Below are 17,008 nucleotides of genomic sequence, written 5' to 3'. Positions count from 1 at the left end.
TATGGAAGTATCACTTGCGTCATTACTCGCGTCACCTATTGCTTCGACAGCTATAGCTATACTAGTTGTTGTTATTACATTTAAGCTTGCTTTTTATACGATAAAGAAGGTAATCGTAAATGTAGTACTAGGCCTTGCGACATATATGGTTTGCATTCATGTGTTAAATATACCAATGGATATTGGCATTGGCATTTGGGCTTTGACCGTATTATTTGGTCCAATACCAATGGCATTAGCTGCGCTATATCACGGCTTATAATATAAGGAGAGGGTATCATGGTTATCAATAGCGAACAACAACGCGTCATCGATGAACTAGATAGAAATATCCTCTTGTTGGCGTCCGCTGGGACGGGAAAAACGAATACTTTGGCTTATCGGGTGGCCCATATTATTGAAAGTGGCCGTTGTGAAGCGCATCAGATTTTGTGCATGACCTTTACCAATAAGGCTGCACAGGAGATGAAGGCGCGCATTGAAACCCTCGTTGGCCAAGCTGCAAAGGCTGTGGAGATTAGTACGTTCCACAGCTTTTGTTTTTACGTTCTTCAACAAGAGGGCAAACGAGATGAATCCCTGTATTCAGATGTGACCATATTTGATGAGGAAGATTGCAAAGAGCTTTACTTGCCCTTTAAACCACGAAATATGAGAGATATGAACTTTGCTAGTCTTATTAGTGTAGTGAAAGAATATCGCTCCGTATATGGCTTCTATTCTGATTCTATGATAGAGGATTATAAACAGACTATTCAGCGGTTGCAGTGTGAGCAGTCTAAGCAAATAGAGAAATTATTCTACAATTACAATACGCTTGCTAGTGATGAATTGTTAGAGTTTTGGACTCGTGGTCATGAATGGATTGCTCGTTATGATGAAAGTTTACAATCCGTTCACGGCGTTGATTTTACTGATTTAATCTGTGGTGTGCATCGACTATTTCAAAATCCAGATATTCGAGAACGGTGGCGTAGTCGTTATCAATATATTTCCGTTGATGAAATGCAAGATACGGGCTCATTAGAATATAAGGTTATGGAAATGCTATGGGAAGGCAATCACGTTCTTTTATGTGGGGACTATTTCCAAACAATCTACGAATGGCGTGGCTCAGACCCATTCCGCTTATTGGAGGAATTTACCCATGATTTTAATCCTCTAAAAATCATATTCTATAAAAACTATCGCTCTAATAGAACTTTATTTACAATGGCTTTCAAAACATTGCAAACGATGTTTCCTCAATTGGTAGGCGATGTATATGATGAAATGCCAGAGGCCAACAGTGCTAGTGATGGGGCACCTATCCTTGTGAAAGGTTGTCGCAATGAATATACGGAATCAAAATTTATTTATGACCGTATCTGTGCCCTTTCAAGGGATGCATCTGTAGGGGTGTTGGTTCGAGATAATCGCAAGGCACAGCGTTTAAGTGAACAGTTTGAACGATATAATCAAGATAAGCCAGAATCTGAACGTCGTCCGTTTATGATTATTGATGAATATAAATTCTTCCGCCGTCAGGAAATCAAGGATATCATGGCGTACTTTAAGCTCTTGATGAATCCTAATGATGCGGTTAGTGCGAAACGCATTATTAAACGCTATGTATCGGGCATTGGCGACGCGCGTATTCGCGATATTGAAAGCCCCAAAAATCGCAGTGTAGGGCTAAAATTGACGGATTTCATGGATATGCCCATCTTTGAAGCTGAGCCATATGCCAAATTAGTAGCTGGGCTTGAGGCGGGCGAGGTTGTAGTATACGATGTGGAAAGTACGGGTACCGATACGACACAGGACCGGATTATACAAATCGCAGCTATGCGCATCGATAAAAATGGGCAAGAAATAGAGCGATTTGAACGGTTTATCAATCCAGGAAAATCAGTAGGTACATCTCAATTAGTGCATGGTTTTACAGATGAATATTTGGCCGAATATGGTGAAAGCCCTGAAATTGTTTTAGAGGCTTTCAAAGAATTCTCTAAGAATCGTATTATCGTTGGTCATAATGTAAACTATGATATTAGTATCTTGAGCCATGAATTAGCTCGTTATAACTTGGGTGAACCGCATTTTAAGGCTGTATATGATACGTTAGATATTTTTAGACGATTCTATCCTACGCTAGAAAATCATAAGTTAGGATTTTTATCGAGTCATTTTCCGATTAATCATACACCAACGCATAATGCGATGGATGACATCATAGCTACAGGTCAGTTATTGATTTACGCAGTCCATGAAAATATAGTGCCTACTACGACAAATCGCATGGTGGCCATCAATCAATATAAGTCTGCTTTTACAACGATAGCATCTCAAATGGCCACATTGCGGAGAAAGATGCACACTGATAATCCTACGGATTTATTGGCCTATATTATGAACCAAATGGGCGTGCTAGCGTATTATAAGAGCCATGGTGAAATGGCAAAGGTTGAGCACATACGCGAGCTATACCGCATTATGGAATCTTTGGATAAAGAATATAAGGGTACGACAGGCTTGGCTCGTCTTAATCATATTTTGCAATTAGCTGCCTTGACGGCTGGTGAACCGCAGCAAATGACTAAACAGTCTAAAATCCCAATTATTACAGTTCATCAAGCAAAGGGAAGTGAATTTGATTATGTGTTCTTGGCTGGTATGAATCAAGGTGTTTTCCCTAGTTTTATGTCCCTACGAGAGGGAAATGAGGACGAAGAAAAACGCTTGTTCTACGTGGCGATAACCCGTCCAAAACAGGAATTGGTTATTACCTATACCAATGAATCACAACGAGGGCAGGGGACAGCGCCAAGTGCATTTCTAGATTATATGCCGAGAGATTCAAAACTTGTAGAAAGGAGTATGTAATGGCACGAAAAAGGCATAGACCAGATGATATTCTTTGGACGATTTCTACTAGTGATATAGAAACAGAACAAAGTATATCAAAAGATATTGTGACACTAGGGCCCTTGTTAGATACTAAGTATCCTAGAAAAGCTATGGTAAAGCTATTTGATGAAAAGTTAGTCCATGTAAATGACCATAAAGCAACTCCTCATGTAGAGGTTACCGTAGGTGATGAAATTTGGATTGCTATGGCTAAGGAAAAGATTGATCATGAACCAATTGCAATGGATTTACATATTCTCTATGAAGACGAGGATTTATTAATTCTCGATAAGCCTGCAGGCCTTACGGTAAATTCAAAGGGCCAAGTATCTCTGGCTAATGGTGTTGCTCATTATTTTAAGGAAAATGGTATTAAGAGAAAGATTCGTTTCTTAAATCGCCTTGATCGAGATACGACAGGTTGTATCGTCATTGCTAAAAGCGGCTTGGCTCAAAGCTTGTATCAACAACAGATGGATGATAATACCTTTGAAAAATGGTATATGGCTGTTGTTGAAGGAATTATCGACACCGATGAGAACTCTTTAGTTTTACCTATGGCTAAGAGTATAGATGGAGTTCATTATGAAGTAAATCCACAAGGGAAAGAAACACGGACAGATTTTACCGTTTTGCATCGTTATCCAATGGAGGTTGTGGATAACTTTGTGCATAACTCATATGATACTGTGGATAGAAGTATAAAAAGTGTGGATATAAACCTGGGAAGTGTGGATAAACAGACTAGAACTGTGGATAATTCTGTGTATAACTTGGAAAATCGACCTTGTACAGAGGTGGCAGTTCGCTTATATACTGGTAAAACTCATCAAATTCGAGTAGCTTTTAGCCATATGGGACATCCTTTAGTGGGAGATACCTTATATGGTGCTAAACGTACAGGGAAACCATTTGCCTTACGGGCTATGAAAGTTATTTTTACACATATGCGTTCTGGTAAACGGGTGACGGTTGAAGCCAAAGAGATGTTGTGAAATATATTTTATTGTTTCTTTTAAGTAATAAGAATATAAAAATACCTTCTAATTGAGAAATGAGAATGACTGATAAGTTCAGTAAAATCAATGGATTTCGTGAAAATATATTAAAAATTATAGTGACAAATGATAATCCATAAGCTATAATACATATAAAAGTAAACATGTACAAGTAGTTAGTAATGTATATAATATGTAAGAGGTGTAGTATGATTTTACAAGAAAATAGTGCAGCACGTAATCGGGGGATTACGCTTGCTAGTATAAAAGGTATTATAGGTAACGTCGTTCTCGTTATTTTTAAAATGATTGTAGGCCTTGCGTCTAACTCTATCGCCATCATCCTTGATGCGGTAAACAACTTAACAGATGTTTTGTCCTCTGTATTGACCATCGTTGGTACAAAATTAGCAGCTAAGGGTGCCGATAAGGAGCATCCATTTGGTCACGGTCGTATAGAGTATATGACTACGATGGCCATTGCTTTCATCATTCTTGGTGCAGGCATTGGATCCCTCAAGGAATCTATTGAAAAAATTCTTCACCCTGAGGTATCTACCTTTGATATTCCAAGCTTGGCGATTATCGCCGTTGCTATTGTGGTGAAAGTAGTGATGGGCCGTTATATTAAGGCACAAGGTGAGAAATACAAATCTGATGCCCTTGTAGCATCTGGTATAGATGCGCTCTTTGATGCGGTGATCACCTTTGCTACATTAGTATCTGCAGCGTTAGTATTCTTCTTTGACTTTGATATTCAAGGTTATGTAGGTGCGGCTATCTCTGTTTTAATTTTGAAGGCTGCTTATGACATTTTAAAAGAAATGTATAATCACTTGCTTGGCGTTCGTGCAGATGATAACTTAGTTCGTGAAATTAAAGAAACTATCGCTCAACATCCAAATGTGGGTGGTGTATATGATTTAGTATTAAATAGCTACGGTCCTGGTGAAACAATTGGATCCGTTCATATTACAGTGCCAGATACGATGACTATGGCTGATATTCATCCACTAACAAAAGGCATCGCCGTTCATATCTATAAAAAATTTGGTATTGCTATGACCGTTGGCGTATATGCTGAAAACCAACCAAGTGTAGAAGTACTTGAAATAAGACAAGCTCTCGACCAAGTTGTAAGTTTATATACAAATGTAGTACAAGTACATGCGTTCTACGTACAAGAAGAAAAGAAGGTTATCTACTACGATATTATCTTTGATTTTGATGAAGAAGATCCGCATGGTACATTAGAAAAAATTAAAGCAGAAATGCAAAAACGCTGCCCTGAATATACACAATTTGCTATTGTAGATACAGACTTTAGTAACTAATAGAATAAAAAGGCTTTAACCGATAATCGACGAAATAAATTTCGCCAAGAAATGGTTAAAGCCTTTTCTTTTATTAGTTTAGAGATTTCGCTATACTATAGCTAAGAGCGAGGTGGTACTATGTTGCGATGGATAAAGAAACATTATATTGTAAGTTTTATTATTTTCCTTATTCTTGTTTTGTGTTCTTTACACCTTAGTGGTACGAGAAATGAGACACGTATTTTACCAAAACAAGGGATAATTTTAGAGAAAGATATTAAAGTTGATAGTAATCGTAATCCTAATCCTAATGCAACCGTGACAGTTATAAATGCAAGTAATTACTCTGAATCTTATGTAGTTGATGTATTGCCTATCATGAAAGCATATAACTGTTATATTTTTGACGCTCTTATCGTTAATAATGAATTATATCTTCTTGCACGTTCTAATGATGCTATTTCTGATATGAAGTTATATCAACTTTTAATTTTTAAGATTAATGATACATCTTTAAGCTCTAATGTTATCGGGTATGAATTCGATAAATTCTCCGCTTCACTAGACTATATAGATGGTAAAATTATGGCTTCTAATGGGAACGCGAAATATATCTTAAGCCCCGATTTATCTGCTAGCAAAATAGTGAATACAGACTCGATTTCTGTTCAAAATAAGAATGTTAGTAAACATGGTATTCGAAAAGATAAAGTAATATCAGACTCTTTAATTCCTAGAGATTTATACATGAATGGTAAGGTAGGAGATACCTATTTGCTTACTGTTAGTCCTCTTAACTACGCGAAACCTAACATGAATTTACCATTTGAATTTCTAAAAGCTGAACAGTATTATGGTATACCTGTATATGAAAATATGATGGTATTCTGGAATACTAATACTGATGAGATGGAGTTTTATAACGATCTTAAATCTATTACATCTTTTAATATTAAATATATGGATATGGGTTATAATATCGCAAGATTTGAACATTGGAATCAAATAATTAAGAATAATGGTCCTGAAAAATAAGATAGGCTTGATAATAAATAGCCTAATGCGTATAATATATTGTATAAAATATAATTTGTTTAGAGAATCCTATCTGAGGAGAGATATGATGAAGAAATTTGCTCTTACAACGTTAGCTGTAATAGCGGTCGTTGGTGTGTTGGCGGTTCAGCCTGCAGATGCGAAAAAGGTACAACAAGATCCTAGTATGGCACTTATTAATATGCCTATGAATGATGAAATTCAGCAAGTCAATGGTGTATCTAAATCTGCAAATAAAGAAACACAACGTTTATCTAACAAGTTAGCAGATGTGACAAGAGTGATGGTTAAGAAAAATTGGAAAACCATCTATATTAAAGCTGTACCTACAGGAGATAAATCAGCTGTACGTTTCTATTACACAGATAAAAATGGCCAAGTATATAATGGCCAAGTCATTAGAAATACAGGCCTATCCAAAGGTAAATATATGACTGGTTCGTTACGACAAGTTGAAGCGCTACAAGAATTAGTAAATCATTTACAACAAAATGGTCAAGAGGTACCATCCTCCATTGATCTTATCATTACCCAAGGCGGATACCGTACTAAGACGATCTTTAATTATGGCGAAGATACAAGTAATCTACCTGCTTATCAACAACAGTATGAACAACAAAATTTCCCTACTATGAAATAAGAGAAAAGCCCGTGCATAGCACGGGTTTTTGTGTTAGATTATGTAATCGTCAGAATCTTCTTTTTTAGGTTTTTTGTAAATTTCTTTTACACCAGCCATCTCGATAAGTTCCTCACTGAGAGCGTCTTCATCATCTGTATTAAGCATGGAGTAGAAGGCCCAGAGAATAACGAACCAAATTGGTGTAAACAAGAGGGCAATTCGAGTATCTTCGTTTAAGGCGAGAATACCTAGAATGAAAACAAAGAACGCAAGGATGATGTAATTCATCACTGGGAATAGAGGCATTTTGAATTTAGATTGTGCCGCTAATTCAGGGGTTTTCTTGCGGTATTTGAGGTGACAAATAACCATCATCGCCCAAATGAAGATGAAGCAGAATGTAGAGATAGAAGTAATCATAACGAATACTGCTTCTGGCATTACATAGTTGAGTACAACCGTAATCAATAGTACAGCAGCAGAGAAGATTGTTGCTTGGTATGGTACACTGCTGTGTGTTAAGCGGCGCATAGAGCTTGGCGCATGACCGCGTTTAGCAAGGGCGTAAATCATACGGCCTGTACTAAAGATACCAGAGTTTGTTGCAGATGCAGCAGATGTAAGAACTACAAAGTTTACGATGCCTGCAGCGGCTGCAATACCAACTGCTGTAAATACGGCCACAAATGGGCTAGCAGATGGGTTGACGGCTGTCCAAGGATAAATGCTCATGATGATAGCCGAAGAGCCCACATAGAACAAAATAATACGTAATGGAATGTTGTTAATCGCCATAGGGATAACCTTTTCAGGATCCTCTGTTTCACCAGCTGTTAAACCTACGAGCTCGATACCTGTGAAAGCGAAAACAACCATTTGGAATGATAAGATAAAGCCCATCGTTCCGTTCGGGAACCAGCCTCCATAATTCCACATATTACTAAAGGCGGCAACGCCTGCATCTGTAGTAAAACCTGTGACAATCATGATGATACCGATGATAATGAGGGAGATGATGGCAATTACCTTAATCAAGGCAAACCAGAACTCCATTTCACCGAAGTACTTTACGGCTGTTAAGTTCATTAATAGCAATGCCACTAAGACGACAAGGGCGGGTATCCATTGAGGCAACCACGGTATCCAGAACTGCATATAGAGGCCTACGGCTGTTAAATCGGCCATGGCTAATGAAAGCCAACAGAACCAGTATGTCCATCCTGTGATAAATGCTGCTCGATCACCTAAATACTCTTCTACGAAATCGATAAATGAGTGGTGGTTCAAGTTAGACAATAATAATTCGCCTAATGCTCTCATGATAAAGAAGCATATAATACCTGTAATAAGGTAGGCAAAAATGATGGATGGACCTGCCAAGTGAATGGCACGGCCGGAGCCTAAGAACAAGCCTGTACCGATGGCACCGCCGATGGCGAGCAACTGTACGTGTCGGTTCTTAAGGCCCCGTTTTAACTGATGCGTATCAGACATAGTAAAGACCTCTTTTCTACAAACTATCTACAAATATAAAAAGCCATGGATGACCATAGCTTTTATAATCTATAGAATCTATAAAACTATTTTCTTATAATACAGTATCTATTGTAAAAAGTCAAATGTATTTATACAGTAGACATATATTAGAAATAGTATTATTTATAAATAAAGAGTAGTTGTTTATACCTTCAAAATAATACTTTTTCATATATGATATCGAAAATTTGCTATAATAATATATAGATTATCTTATACATCAATTCGTGGAGGCTATATGAGACGACAAGACCGCAAGGTTACAGATATACATGAAATTAAGGGCATTTTAAATAGCACTCGTATCATTCACCTAGGTCTGATAGATGGTGATTACCCTTACGTAGTACCCCTACATTTTGGATATGAATTTATAGATGAGGTACTTTATATCTATGTACATGGCCATTATGAGGGGAAAAAGTTTAGTTTGATTCAAGCGAATCCACATGTATTTATTGAAATTGATGGTAGCGATGAAGCCCTCGTTTCAGGTGGAGATATACCATGTAAATATAGCTCGGTATACTCTAGTGTGATGGGTCGTGGAGAGGCTACCTATTTAGAGTCTATTGATGAAAAGTCTCATGGCTTACAAGTATTGATGAAACACCAGACAGGGCGTGAATTTACTTTTACGGAAGCCATGGTAAACTCTGTGGGCGTAGTTCAAATTAAAATTGTTGACTATACGGCCAAAAGACGAAGACAACTTGAACAAGATGCTATTATGCCGCCATTAACTAAATAATAATACAACAATCCCATTGAACTCTATTATGATATAGCGTTCAGTAGGATTTTTTTATATCGAACCTAAGCATTAGATACATTATTTGATTGTGACGATGCTTTCACAAAAGGAAAGATAAAAGTTTTATGAAGTAGCTAGAGCTACAGAAACGGTAGCTTGATTTTGATATAAATAAGAAAATATATCATTATATGTGTGGAGCATATTATAAATTTTTGTAATAGGAGAGAATATGAAGAAAACTATAGGTAAATCAATTTTAGCTGCTATAGCTGTTGGGTTAGTATCTATAAGCTATGTATCCGCAGATACTGTTGATCAGTCTGTATCTATTAATAATTCTGAGGCCGCATCTAAGTCTAACAATGTTACGCCAAACATGAATAATGCTTCTGCAATTATACAAATACCAAGAACGCAATTAGTAGGCTGGCCTTTAATGACTCAAGACAGTGCTCGTAACTTTAAGGGGATAGTAGAGGCTATTCAGAAATTGCCGTATGAGGCTGAGGCACCTAGTTATATACCTTATGGATTTCAGCTGTATACAGCACGTCTTGATCGAAATGATGTACTAGAGGTTGTATATTACAAAAAAGGTGCACCTATCTATCAGGATGGGAAAAAGTTTATTACTAATGTTATGGCCTATCGAATGGGCTATTCCGTGGATACCGTAAGAGATACAGCGTATATTCCTGCAGAGTATAAGGACTTTGAATGGTCTGAACAAGGTGAATCTGGCGAAGTCTTTTATACCGGTGATCCAGCAGCACAATTAATCCGTAGCATTACGTGGACGGAAGGTGGCATGGCGTTCTCCTTATTCTTCTTAGAACCTGTGAAAGCAGTTGATGCTGAATTCTATAAGGAACATGTGGTACCTGTAAAAAATATAGATAGCTCACGTTATGAATTATTGGGAAACTATCCGGTTACGAAGATTTCAAACAAAACAATTGATGAATATAATAAAGAACGAATGATTCCTTAGCAGATTAGCTGGATGATATACAAACCGTATCTAGAACAATATATTGTGTAATAGCGGCGAAATCTGTAACCGCTCGAAGAGGAGAGAATATGAAGAAACTAATAACATCTGCTGTTTTATGTGCCGCGATGGCTACTACAGTAAGCACCTTTGGCGTACAGCCAGTTAGTGCTACATACCCATTAATTGATAAAAATGGTAATACCGTTCCTGTTGAACGAGATGTAGATAATAAAGAGCTCATCGATGATAATAAAAAACTCGCTAATCGTTATCGTTGGTATGATCAAGTTGATGATTATGATTTAGTTAAAACTAATATTGAGAGTACCGCGCAGGAATTTGGCTATCCTATACAAGTTCCGTCTTATATGCCTAAAGATTATGCAGTACGTGATGTAAAAGCCAAGGACCATGACGTATTAGAAATCGTTTATACAGAAACGGGCCGTGATGGAGAATTTGGTCCGAAGCTAACCTTCTCTAATACAGACATTGTATATCGTATGGGTTGGGCTATCGATACAGTGGTAACGCCTATATTAGAAAAGACAAATTACAACGCTAAGGATGCAGTTAGCTTTATTACCCCTAATGGGACCACTGTACATACGTTAAGTCCTAGTAAAGACTCTATTAAAATTGCTTACTGGGAAAAAGATAATAAAGTTTATATGCTCTACTTTGCTTCTTTAAGAAATCAAAACTTTGTAAGCAAAATTGTAGACTCTGTAGGTCCTGTGAGTAACGTAGCCATTGATGATAATCGACTACGTGGTGACCGCAATGATGAGCAACATATTGAAGAACCTGTTAAACAAAAGGTTGAAATAGATTGGCCTCCTTATGAAACGATTGGGTTGCCATTGCGTACACATACGAATTCTGTGTGGCCTATACTTACCAGCAAAACCATCGGTCTACCTAGCGGTGTAATCGATGCATCTCATAAGGTGTCCTATGACGTATCTGTACCAAGTTATTTACCCCTTGGTTATACATACTATGCTACACATTTTTATGACAATGATGTATTAGAAACTGTATATTGGAAGCAAGGTAAAGAGTATCAAGAACGCAGTGGCCGTTGGGTAACTCATACGATGGTCTTCCGCATGAGCTACTCTATGGATACTGTACGGCCTGAAGAATATATCCCAATGGAGTATCATGACGTACATTGGAGCGACTCTACTCCAATAGGGGAGGTTCACTATACAGGGGATGTAGATAAGGGCTTAGTACGCAGTGTTACGTGGTACAAGGATAATATGGCGTATTTCTTGTTCTTCCAAGTGCCTGTAAAAGCATCTGAAGCAGAGTTTTATAGAAATCATGTAGTACCATTAAAAGATATCGATCCAAGTCGTACAGACTTAATTGGAGTTAAAACACTTAGATAACACAGTACAGTAATATAACTTTGAATATAATAAGGCATTAGTAAATGACTATAATGTAATAGCACATACTACAAAAAGAACCTATCTCGCAGATATCTAGCAATGTAGTGAACCCCAAAAGTCTAACTTTTTGGGTTCACTACAAAATATCTTAGGAGATAGGTTCTTTTATGTGTATTTAGGTATACTTTCAAAACTAGTAGAATACGTATCGAATGATAACGAGTACTGCCAATACATACATAATCCAGTTAACCTCTTTAGCGCGACCTGCTACGAGTTTCAAGATTGGGTATGCGATAAGTCCTGCGGAGATACCATTAGCAATGCTGTATGTGAACGGCATCAAGGTAATAACTAGGAATGCAGGGAAGCCTTCGGTCCAATCGTCAAAGTCGATATCTCGAATGGCGCCAATCATCAAGGCACCTACGAGAATAAGGATTGGAGATGTAGCTGCGTTTGGTACGAGTAATACAAGAGGCGCAACAAATAGGCAAATTAAGAACAATACGCCTGTTGTAACCGCTGTTAAACCTGTGCGACCACCAGCACCAACGCCAGAAGCACTTTCAACAAAGGCTGTAATTGTAGAAGTACCTAGTAAGGCACCAGCACTAACGCCTACGGCATCAACGGTCATCGCTTTGCCTAGACCAGGGAAAGAACCTGTCTTAGGATCTGCAATTTTTGCCTTAGTAGCTGTACCGATTAATGTGCCCATAGAGTCGAACAATTCCACAAAGGTGAAGGAGAAGATGATGGTAATCAACCCCATATGAATGGCACCAGGAATGTCTAATTGGAAAAATGCTGCTTTGGAAAAATCAGGAATTGCTAACACTTGGAAATGTTCAGGCATTGTAGATAATCCTGTAGCATAAGAAATAACAGTAGTTACGAGAACACCGATAAGTAAGGAGCCTTGGATATTACGAGCCATCAATAAAGATGTAAAGATAAGGCTGAATAAGGCTAACAATGTATTGCCATCATGTAAATTACCCATGGTGAGCAATGCTTCGGATGGTGGTGGCACTAGATTGCCATGTGTTTGAACTACTTGCCCTAACGAGTTAGGAGATAGGCTGATAGAAATAGCCATTAAGCCAGATAGTTTCAAACCAATGATAGCGATGAAGAGGCCAATACCAACAGTGATGGCTATCTTCATCGATGCTGGGATACCTTTCACAATCATTTGACGAATCGAGGTCAACGTCAATGCAAGGAATACAAGGCCGGAAATGAAAACGGCACCAAGTGCTGTTTGCCATTGAATCCCCATACCTAGAACGACGGTGAAGGAATAAAAGGCTAACAGGCCAACCCCAGGAGCCAAGGCAATTGGATAGTTAACTAATACGCCCATAGCAATCGTTACGAGACCGCCACCGAGGGCTGTCGCAATGAGGACTGCATCCTTGTCCATACCAGCAAGACTCAAGATATTTGGCGCCAAGAATAGGATGTACGCCATCGTGATGAACGTAGTAAGACCTGCTAAAATCTCAGTTTTAACTGTGGTTCCCCGTTCGTTGAGCTTAAAAAGTTTATCTAACATTAGATAAATCCTCCCCATATGAAATTATAAATAATACCGTAATAAAGATATTCGGATATAAGTATAGTGTACCATATTTCCCAACAATTTTTGTATGAATTTATGATATACTAAGAGTATATTTTAATGATGTAGAGGTTAACTTATGAAAATATCAACAAAAGGTCGTTACGCCTTGCGAATCCTTGCGGATATTGCAGAACACGGAACGGAGAAGAATGTGCCGATTCGTGAAATTGCAGAACGCCAAGGCTTTTCAGATAAATATTTAGAAGGCATTGTATCTCGTTTATCCGCAGCGGGACTCGTTAAGAGTGGTCGTGGCAAATATGGCGGTTATCGCTTAGTTAAAGATCCGTCTGAATATAATGTATATGAAATCTTATATGCTGCTGAGGACTCCATTGCCCTCGTTTCTTGCTTGGAGGATCATCTTGAACCTTGTCCTATGTTCAACGATTGCTTAACCGCACCATTGTGGCAACATTTACAAGCAGAGTTTCGCCATGTTATGGAGCGTGTATCCTTACAAGATGTAATGGATCAAAATTATGAATAATCATGTAGATGATGCCCATCGTGGTGGCATGAGAAATGTATGGATTATTACCATTAGTATGACGATACTAGCAGTATGTTATACAATGATTATTCCCTTTTTACCGATATATCTTTTGGAATTAGGTGTTTCTAAAGATGATGTGGCGCTTTGGTCTGGTTTGGTTTTTGGCATAACCTTTCTTATTGCTGGGATTATGGCCCCTATTTGGGGTAAGATTGCAGATAATAAGGGGAAAAAAAGAATGGCTCTTCGAGCCGGTTTTGCCATAGCTGTATCTTACTTTTTAATTGGACTCGTAACAGATCAGTATCAATTATTGTTAGGACGGGCATTCGTAGGCTTTGCCAATGGATTTTATCCAGCTGCTATGACCATGGTATCTCTTAGTGTTGATGAAAAAAGGGTGGGACGTGCCCTAGGGATATTCCAGATGGGACTCATTTTGGGTAATGTCATCGGGCCATTTTTAGGTGGTGCTGTTGAAAGCGTCGTTGGTATGCGCCCCGTTTTTTACGTATCTGGTATAGCTGTATTTATTGCCACTCTGGCGGTGTTATTCTTTGTAAAAGAACCACGAATAGCAAGCAAAAAAGTAGAGGATACAACTGCGACTAAGCAGAAAACATCATTGCGAGAGGATTTTAAAGCTGTTAGTGAAAAACCTGTTTTAGTGCGTCTTTTATGGATTTTCTTCTTTATGCAATGCGCTATAATGATGTTACAACCTATTTTGGCTCTTTATGTAGGTGATATGCAAGGCACTATGGAAGGGGCAGCCATCATTTCTGGAACGATTTTGAGTATTGGTGGTCTTGCAGGTGCGTTAACTACAAATTTATGGGTACGCATTGGAGAACGACGTGGTTATTTTCAAACCATATCCTACTGTATGATTGGTAGTGGTATTGTACTATTACTTCAAAGTCTACCTGTAGGTATATGGTGGTTTGGTGTATTACAAGTGTTGATAGGGTCCTGCATTGTGGGAATTAATCCATCCTTGAGTGCAGCCGTAACACTAAATACGGAACCAGGTTTTAGAGGGCGCATGTTTGGTATGACGACGACGGCCCAGCAATTTGGATCTATGGTAGGACCAGTATTTGCCAGTCTTGTATCTACTTATATAGGCATATCTTATGTATTTAGTATTACAGGGGCGTTGCTATTATATCTAGGATTCCAAGCGAGACGATTATCTGTTCAGCACGATTAATACATAGTATCATAGTTATATAATATATTTTACGGCCCTTTATTGTTATGTAACGATAAGGGGCTTGTGTCAACTAGTGGGATAAAAAGGAGCTCTTTATGGTTCGAATTGGTCAAATCATACTTGGTGAGCAGGGAACAAAGATTTGTGTTCCCATTGTAGGTATCACTGAAAAAGAAATTCTAGATGCTACTACAGTGGCATGTAATTCAGAATGTGATGTAGTTGAATTGCGAATTGATTATTTTGAACGAGCACATTCTGTGGACGCTATTCTTGAGCTCCTTATGTTGATTAAACCTAAATTAAAAGGCCGTGGATTATTATTTACGTGGCGTACAAAGGGGGAAGGCGGAGAGCGGTCCATTTCTTCAGATGATTATTTTATTATGCTAGAACGATTGATTCCAACAGGGCTCGTAGATGCTATTGATATCGAATTGCTTTTTGATCAAGAACGCATGCTTAAGACCATTGAATTTGCAAAGGTTCATGGTGTAACAATCGTCATGAGCAATCATGATTTTAATGGTACACCAAGTAGAGATGTTATTGTAAATCGACTTATTCAAATGAAAGGATTTTTAGCGGATGTACCAAAGATAGCCGTTATGCCTCATACAACAGGCGATGTTCTTACGCTACTAGAGGCGACCGCTGAAGTGAAAGCTTTATACCCATCAGACCCAATCATTACGATGGCCATGGGGCCATTGGGGGCTATTACACGTGCTTCAGGAGCTTTATTTGGCAATGCTATGACCTTTGCTTCAGCGGGCAAAGCATCAGCACCAGGTCAAATCGATGTGCATGAACTAAAACGAATTCTTGATACCATCGACGTAGATGGTGTATTTGATGAACAACAACATAGACGAGAAAAAGTACATTAAAAAAGTCGGCGAAAGCCGACTTTTTTATGTGTTTTGGAGCTCTTGTATTGTATTCATTTTTGAAGGCCGAATATAGAAAATATAGACTTGATTACCTATAACTGTATATAGAATGAGATACTTTTTGTGTGATAATTTTTTGTACTTTGTCTTACTGTTTATAATAGGATATCGTTCAGGAAAAACTGATAATGAACATATTTTTTCATAAATTTGCGACAATTCTCTTTTGATAAACGCAATGTCTACAAAGCGTTGCTCTAATGAAAGCTTGAGATTTACTATGTCAGATTTAGCTGTAGGGGTCAAAATTATTGTATATCTCATTTTAACCTCCGAACCTATAAATCTTTAAGGAGATCATTAAAGACTTTTTCTGCAGAATCGCCAATTCCTTTTTTGGCTTGATTAAGTCCTATCTTTATTCTTGTGTTTAAATCTTCATTCGTCCATAAATTATTATTTATAGCATCAATCCATTCTGGGCGATGGATAGTGGAAGGAATATCATTAGTAAATTGTATTTGTTTAGATACAATTGTGACGATTTGAGATATAGTTAATCCCATCTCTTTTAAGATAGCTGTTGTTAGGGTCTTAACTTTAGGATCAATGCGGATATTAAGAATACCCGTTTTATCGATTTTATCAAAAGAGATTACTACATCATCTTTAGTTGTTGTAGTTCCGTATGTATTTATAGTATCTGAGGCCTTTAATGAGGCTTTTGGTTGTTCATATATGCCATTCTTATTGAGTGTGCTTGGTGTAGGTGTATCATCTGAAGTTATCGTTGGTAAAGCAATAGCAAATGGAATACGACGTTCTTTGATGATTTGACGAAATAGTGCGTCAAGCATGGAGGTATAGGATAGGCCTTGGGCTTTCAATATGCTAGATACCTCTTGTTTTAGATCTTCGTTGATGCGGACTTGTAGGTTTACGGTTTTCATAATATCTCTCCTATGATTCTTTAAGTTGTGACTGTAATACTTTGGTTATTTTATTGCTCTTATAGAAAAAGGTGTTTAAGCTTCTTGAATTCTAATTGTAATTACATTGTAATTGCAAATATGGATTTTTACAAATACATATAAAACATAGAGAATATAAAAGGGGCTGTAACAAAACAGCCCCTTAACTTTTTTATATTTCTAAGCAAAAAGGGTCCCGAGGGACCCTTTTCGTTGGTATAATTAAATTAT

Annotated in this window: 16 protein-coding genes; 12 read left to right on the top strand and 4 right to left on the bottom strand. The window is 37.8% G+C overall.

The genetic code is table 11. The annotated features are described in order from the left end of the window. Position 1: 1 nt before the first annotated feature. The 6 genes from VEI_RS08100 (at position 2) to VEI_RS08075 (ending at position 6,899) form a co-directional block, all read left to right on the top strand. Positions 2-262: a hypothetical protein gene (locus VEI_RS08100; protein ID WP_059364126.1), complete on the top strand. Its 261-nt coding sequence runs from the start codon at positions 2-4 to the stop codon at positions 260-262. Positions 263-279: 17 nt separating this feature from the next. Next, complete coding sequence (locus tag VEI_RS08095) at positions 280-2,865, top strand: 3'-5' exonuclease (RefSeq protein WP_059364124.1); 2,586 nt, start codon at positions 280-282, stop codon at positions 2,863-2,865. Beyond that, positions 2,865-3,884 (top strand): RluA family pseudouridine synthase, encoded by a 1,020-nt coding sequence (locus VEI_RS08090; RefSeq protein WP_059364118.1) that lies wholly within the window; start codon positions 2,865-2,867, stop codon positions 3,882-3,884. Before VEI_RS08095 ends, VEI_RS08090 begins: the two co-directional genes overlap by 1 nt. A 212-nt stretch (positions 3,885-4,096) precedes the next feature. Then, positions 4,097-5,221, top strand: a complete 1,125-nt coding sequence (locus VEI_RS08085) for a cation diffusion facilitator family transporter (RefSeq protein WP_059364113.1) — start codon at positions 4,097-4,099, stop codon at positions 5,219-5,221. 120 nt (positions 5,222-5,341) lie between these two features. Next, positions 5,342-6,238: a hypothetical protein gene (locus VEI_RS08080; RefSeq protein WP_059364107.1), complete on the top strand. Its 897-nt coding sequence runs from the start codon at positions 5,342-5,344 to the stop codon at positions 6,236-6,238. Positions 6,239-6,326: 88 nt separating this feature from the next. Beyond that, positions 6,327-6,899: an immunity protein YezG family protein gene (locus VEI_RS08075; protein WP_059364103.1), complete on the top strand. Its 573-nt coding sequence runs from the start codon at positions 6,327-6,329 to the stop codon at positions 6,897-6,899. Between the two features lie 33 nt (positions 6,900-6,932). Here the strand turns inward: VEI_RS08075 and VEI_RS08070 are convergent, their stop codons facing one another. After that, positions 6,933-8,375: an amino acid permease gene (locus VEI_RS08070; protein ID WP_059364102.1), complete on the bottom strand. Its 1,443-nt coding sequence runs from the start codon at positions 8,373-8,375 to the stop codon at positions 6,933-6,935. Positions 8,376-8,655: 280 nt separating this feature from the next. On the opposite strand from VEI_RS08070, the gene VEI_RS08065 reads away from it, so the two are divergent. From VEI_RS08065 to VEI_RS08055, 3 genes are all read left to right on the top strand, one after another. Next, positions 8,656-9,168 carry a pyridoxamine 5'-phosphate oxidase family protein gene (locus tag VEI_RS08065; RefSeq protein ID WP_059364100.1) on the top strand — a complete coding sequence of 171 codons (513 nt, stop codon included), beginning with the start codon at positions 8,656-8,658 and terminating at the stop codon, positions 9,166-9,168. A gap of 235 nt (positions 9,169-9,403) precedes the next feature. Beyond that, the gene (locus VEI_RS08060) at positions 9,404-10,165 is read left to right on the top strand and encodes a hypothetical protein (protein WP_059364098.1); all 762 of its coding nucleotides are present in this window, start codon (positions 9,404-9,406) and stop codon (positions 10,163-10,165) included. 89 nt (positions 10,166-10,254) lie between these two features. Beyond that, positions 10,255-11,568, top strand: a complete 1,314-nt coding sequence (locus tag VEI_RS08055) for a hypothetical protein (protein WP_059364096.1) — start codon at positions 10,255-10,257, stop codon at positions 11,566-11,568. A 196-nt stretch (positions 11,569-11,764) separates the two neighbouring features. Here VEI_RS08055 and VEI_RS08050 read toward each other — a convergent pair whose 3' ends face one another. Further along, positions 11,765-13,132 (bottom strand): NCS2 family permease, encoded by a 1,368-nt coding sequence (locus tag VEI_RS08050; RefSeq protein WP_059364095.1) that lies wholly within the window; start codon positions 13,130-13,132, stop codon positions 11,765-11,767. 145 nt (positions 13,133-13,277) lie between these two features. Here VEI_RS08050 and VEI_RS08045 point away from each other — a divergent pair, with 145 nt between their 5' ends. The 3 genes from VEI_RS08045 (at position 13,278) to aroD (ending at position 15,803) form a co-directional block, all read left to right on the top strand. Beyond that, complete coding sequence (locus tag VEI_RS08045; RefSeq protein WP_059364093.1) at positions 13,278-13,691, top strand: RrF2 family transcriptional regulator; 414 nt, start codon at positions 13,278-13,280, stop codon at positions 13,689-13,691. After that, positions 13,684-14,910, top strand: coding sequence for an MFS transporter (locus VEI_RS08040; RefSeq protein WP_059364091.1), 1,227 nt, complete (start codon positions 13,684-13,686; stop codon positions 14,908-14,910). Before VEI_RS08045 ends, VEI_RS08040 begins: the two co-directional genes overlap by 8 nt. Positions 14,911-15,008: 98 nt before the next feature. Beyond that, a complete protein-coding gene (gene aroD, locus VEI_RS08035) occupies positions 15,009-15,803 on the top strand; it encodes a type I 3-dehydroquinate dehydratase (RefSeq protein WP_059364089.1) in 795 nt (264 codons plus the stop codon). Between the two features lie 24 nt (positions 15,804-15,827). On the opposite strand, the gene VEI_RS08030 is transcribed toward aroD, so the two are convergent. Beyond that, the gene (locus VEI_RS08030) at positions 15,828-16,130 is read right to left on the bottom strand and encodes a type II toxin-antitoxin system RelE/ParE family toxin (protein ID WP_059364087.1); all 303 of its coding nucleotides are present in this window, start codon (positions 16,128-16,130) and stop codon (positions 15,828-15,830) included. 14 nt (positions 16,131-16,144) lie between these two features. Next, complete coding sequence (locus tag VEI_RS08025; protein WP_059364085.1) at positions 16,145-16,756, bottom strand: type II toxin-antitoxin system RelB/DinJ family antitoxin; 612 nt, start codon at positions 16,754-16,756, stop codon at positions 16,145-16,147. Positions 16,757-17,008: the final 252 nt, after the last annotated feature.

This window comes from Veillonella tobetsuensis (assembly GCF_001078375.1).
Lineage (GTDB): Bacteria > Bacillota > Negativicutes > Veillonellales > Veillonellaceae > Veillonella > Veillonella tobetsuensis.
The sequence above is the reverse complement of the archived record's forward strand: the minus strand, read 5'-3'. Positions and strand labels throughout refer to the sequence as shown.

Coding starts and splice junctions, on each gene's coding strand:
- VEI_RS08095 (WP_059364124.1), top strand. CDS start 280: ATGGTTATCAATAGCGAACAACAACGCGTCATCGATGAACTAGATAGA.
- VEI_RS08025 (WP_059364085.1), bottom strand. CDS start 16,756: ATGAAAACCGTAAACCTACAAGTCCGCATCAACGAAGATCTAAAACAA.
- aroD (WP_059364089.1), top strand. CDS start 15,009: ATGGTTCGAATTGGTCAAATCATACTTGGTGAGCAGGGAACAAAGATT.
- VEI_RS08065 (WP_059364100.1), top strand. CDS start 8,656: ATGAGACGACAAGACCGCAAGGTTACAGATATACATGAAATTAAGGGC.
- VEI_RS08085 (WP_059364113.1), top strand. CDS start 4,097: ATGATTTTACAAGAAAATAGTGCAGCACGTAATCGGGGGATTACGCTT.
- VEI_RS08045 (WP_059364093.1), top strand. CDS start 13,278: ATGAAAATATCAACAAAAGGTCGTTACGCCTTGCGAATCCTTGCGGAT.
- VEI_RS08055 (WP_059364096.1), top strand. CDS start 10,255: ATGAAGAAACTAATAACATCTGCTGTTTTATGTGCCGCGATGGCTACT.
- VEI_RS08075 (WP_059364103.1), top strand. CDS start 6,327: ATGAAGAAATTTGCTCTTACAACGTTAGCTGTAATAGCGGTCGTTGGT.
- VEI_RS08100 (WP_059364126.1), top strand. CDS start 2: ATGGAAGTATCACTTGCGTCATTACTCGCGTCACCTATTGCTTCGACA.
- VEI_RS08040 (WP_059364091.1), top strand. CDS start 13,684: ATGAATAATCATGTAGATGATGCCCATCGTGGTGGCATGAGAAATGTA.
- VEI_RS08030 (WP_059364087.1), bottom strand. CDS start 16,130: ATGAGATATACAATAATTTTGACCCCTACAGCTAAATCTGACATAGTA.
- VEI_RS08090 (WP_059364118.1), top strand. CDS start 2,865: ATGGCACGAAAAAGGCATAGACCAGATGATATTCTTTGGACGATTTCT.
- VEI_RS08080 (WP_059364107.1), top strand. CDS start 5,342: ATGTTGCGATGGATAAAGAAACATTATATTGTAAGTTTTATTATTTTC.
- VEI_RS08050 (WP_059364095.1), bottom strand. CDS start 13,132: ATGTTAGATAAACTTTTTAAGCTCAACGAACGGGGAACCACAGTTAAA.
- VEI_RS08070 (WP_059364102.1), bottom strand. CDS start 8,375: ATGTCTGATACGCATCAGTTAAAACGGGGCCTTAAGAACCGACACGTA.
- VEI_RS08060 (WP_059364098.1), top strand. CDS start 9,404: ATGAAGAAAACTATAGGTAAATCAATTTTAGCTGCTATAGCTGTTGGG.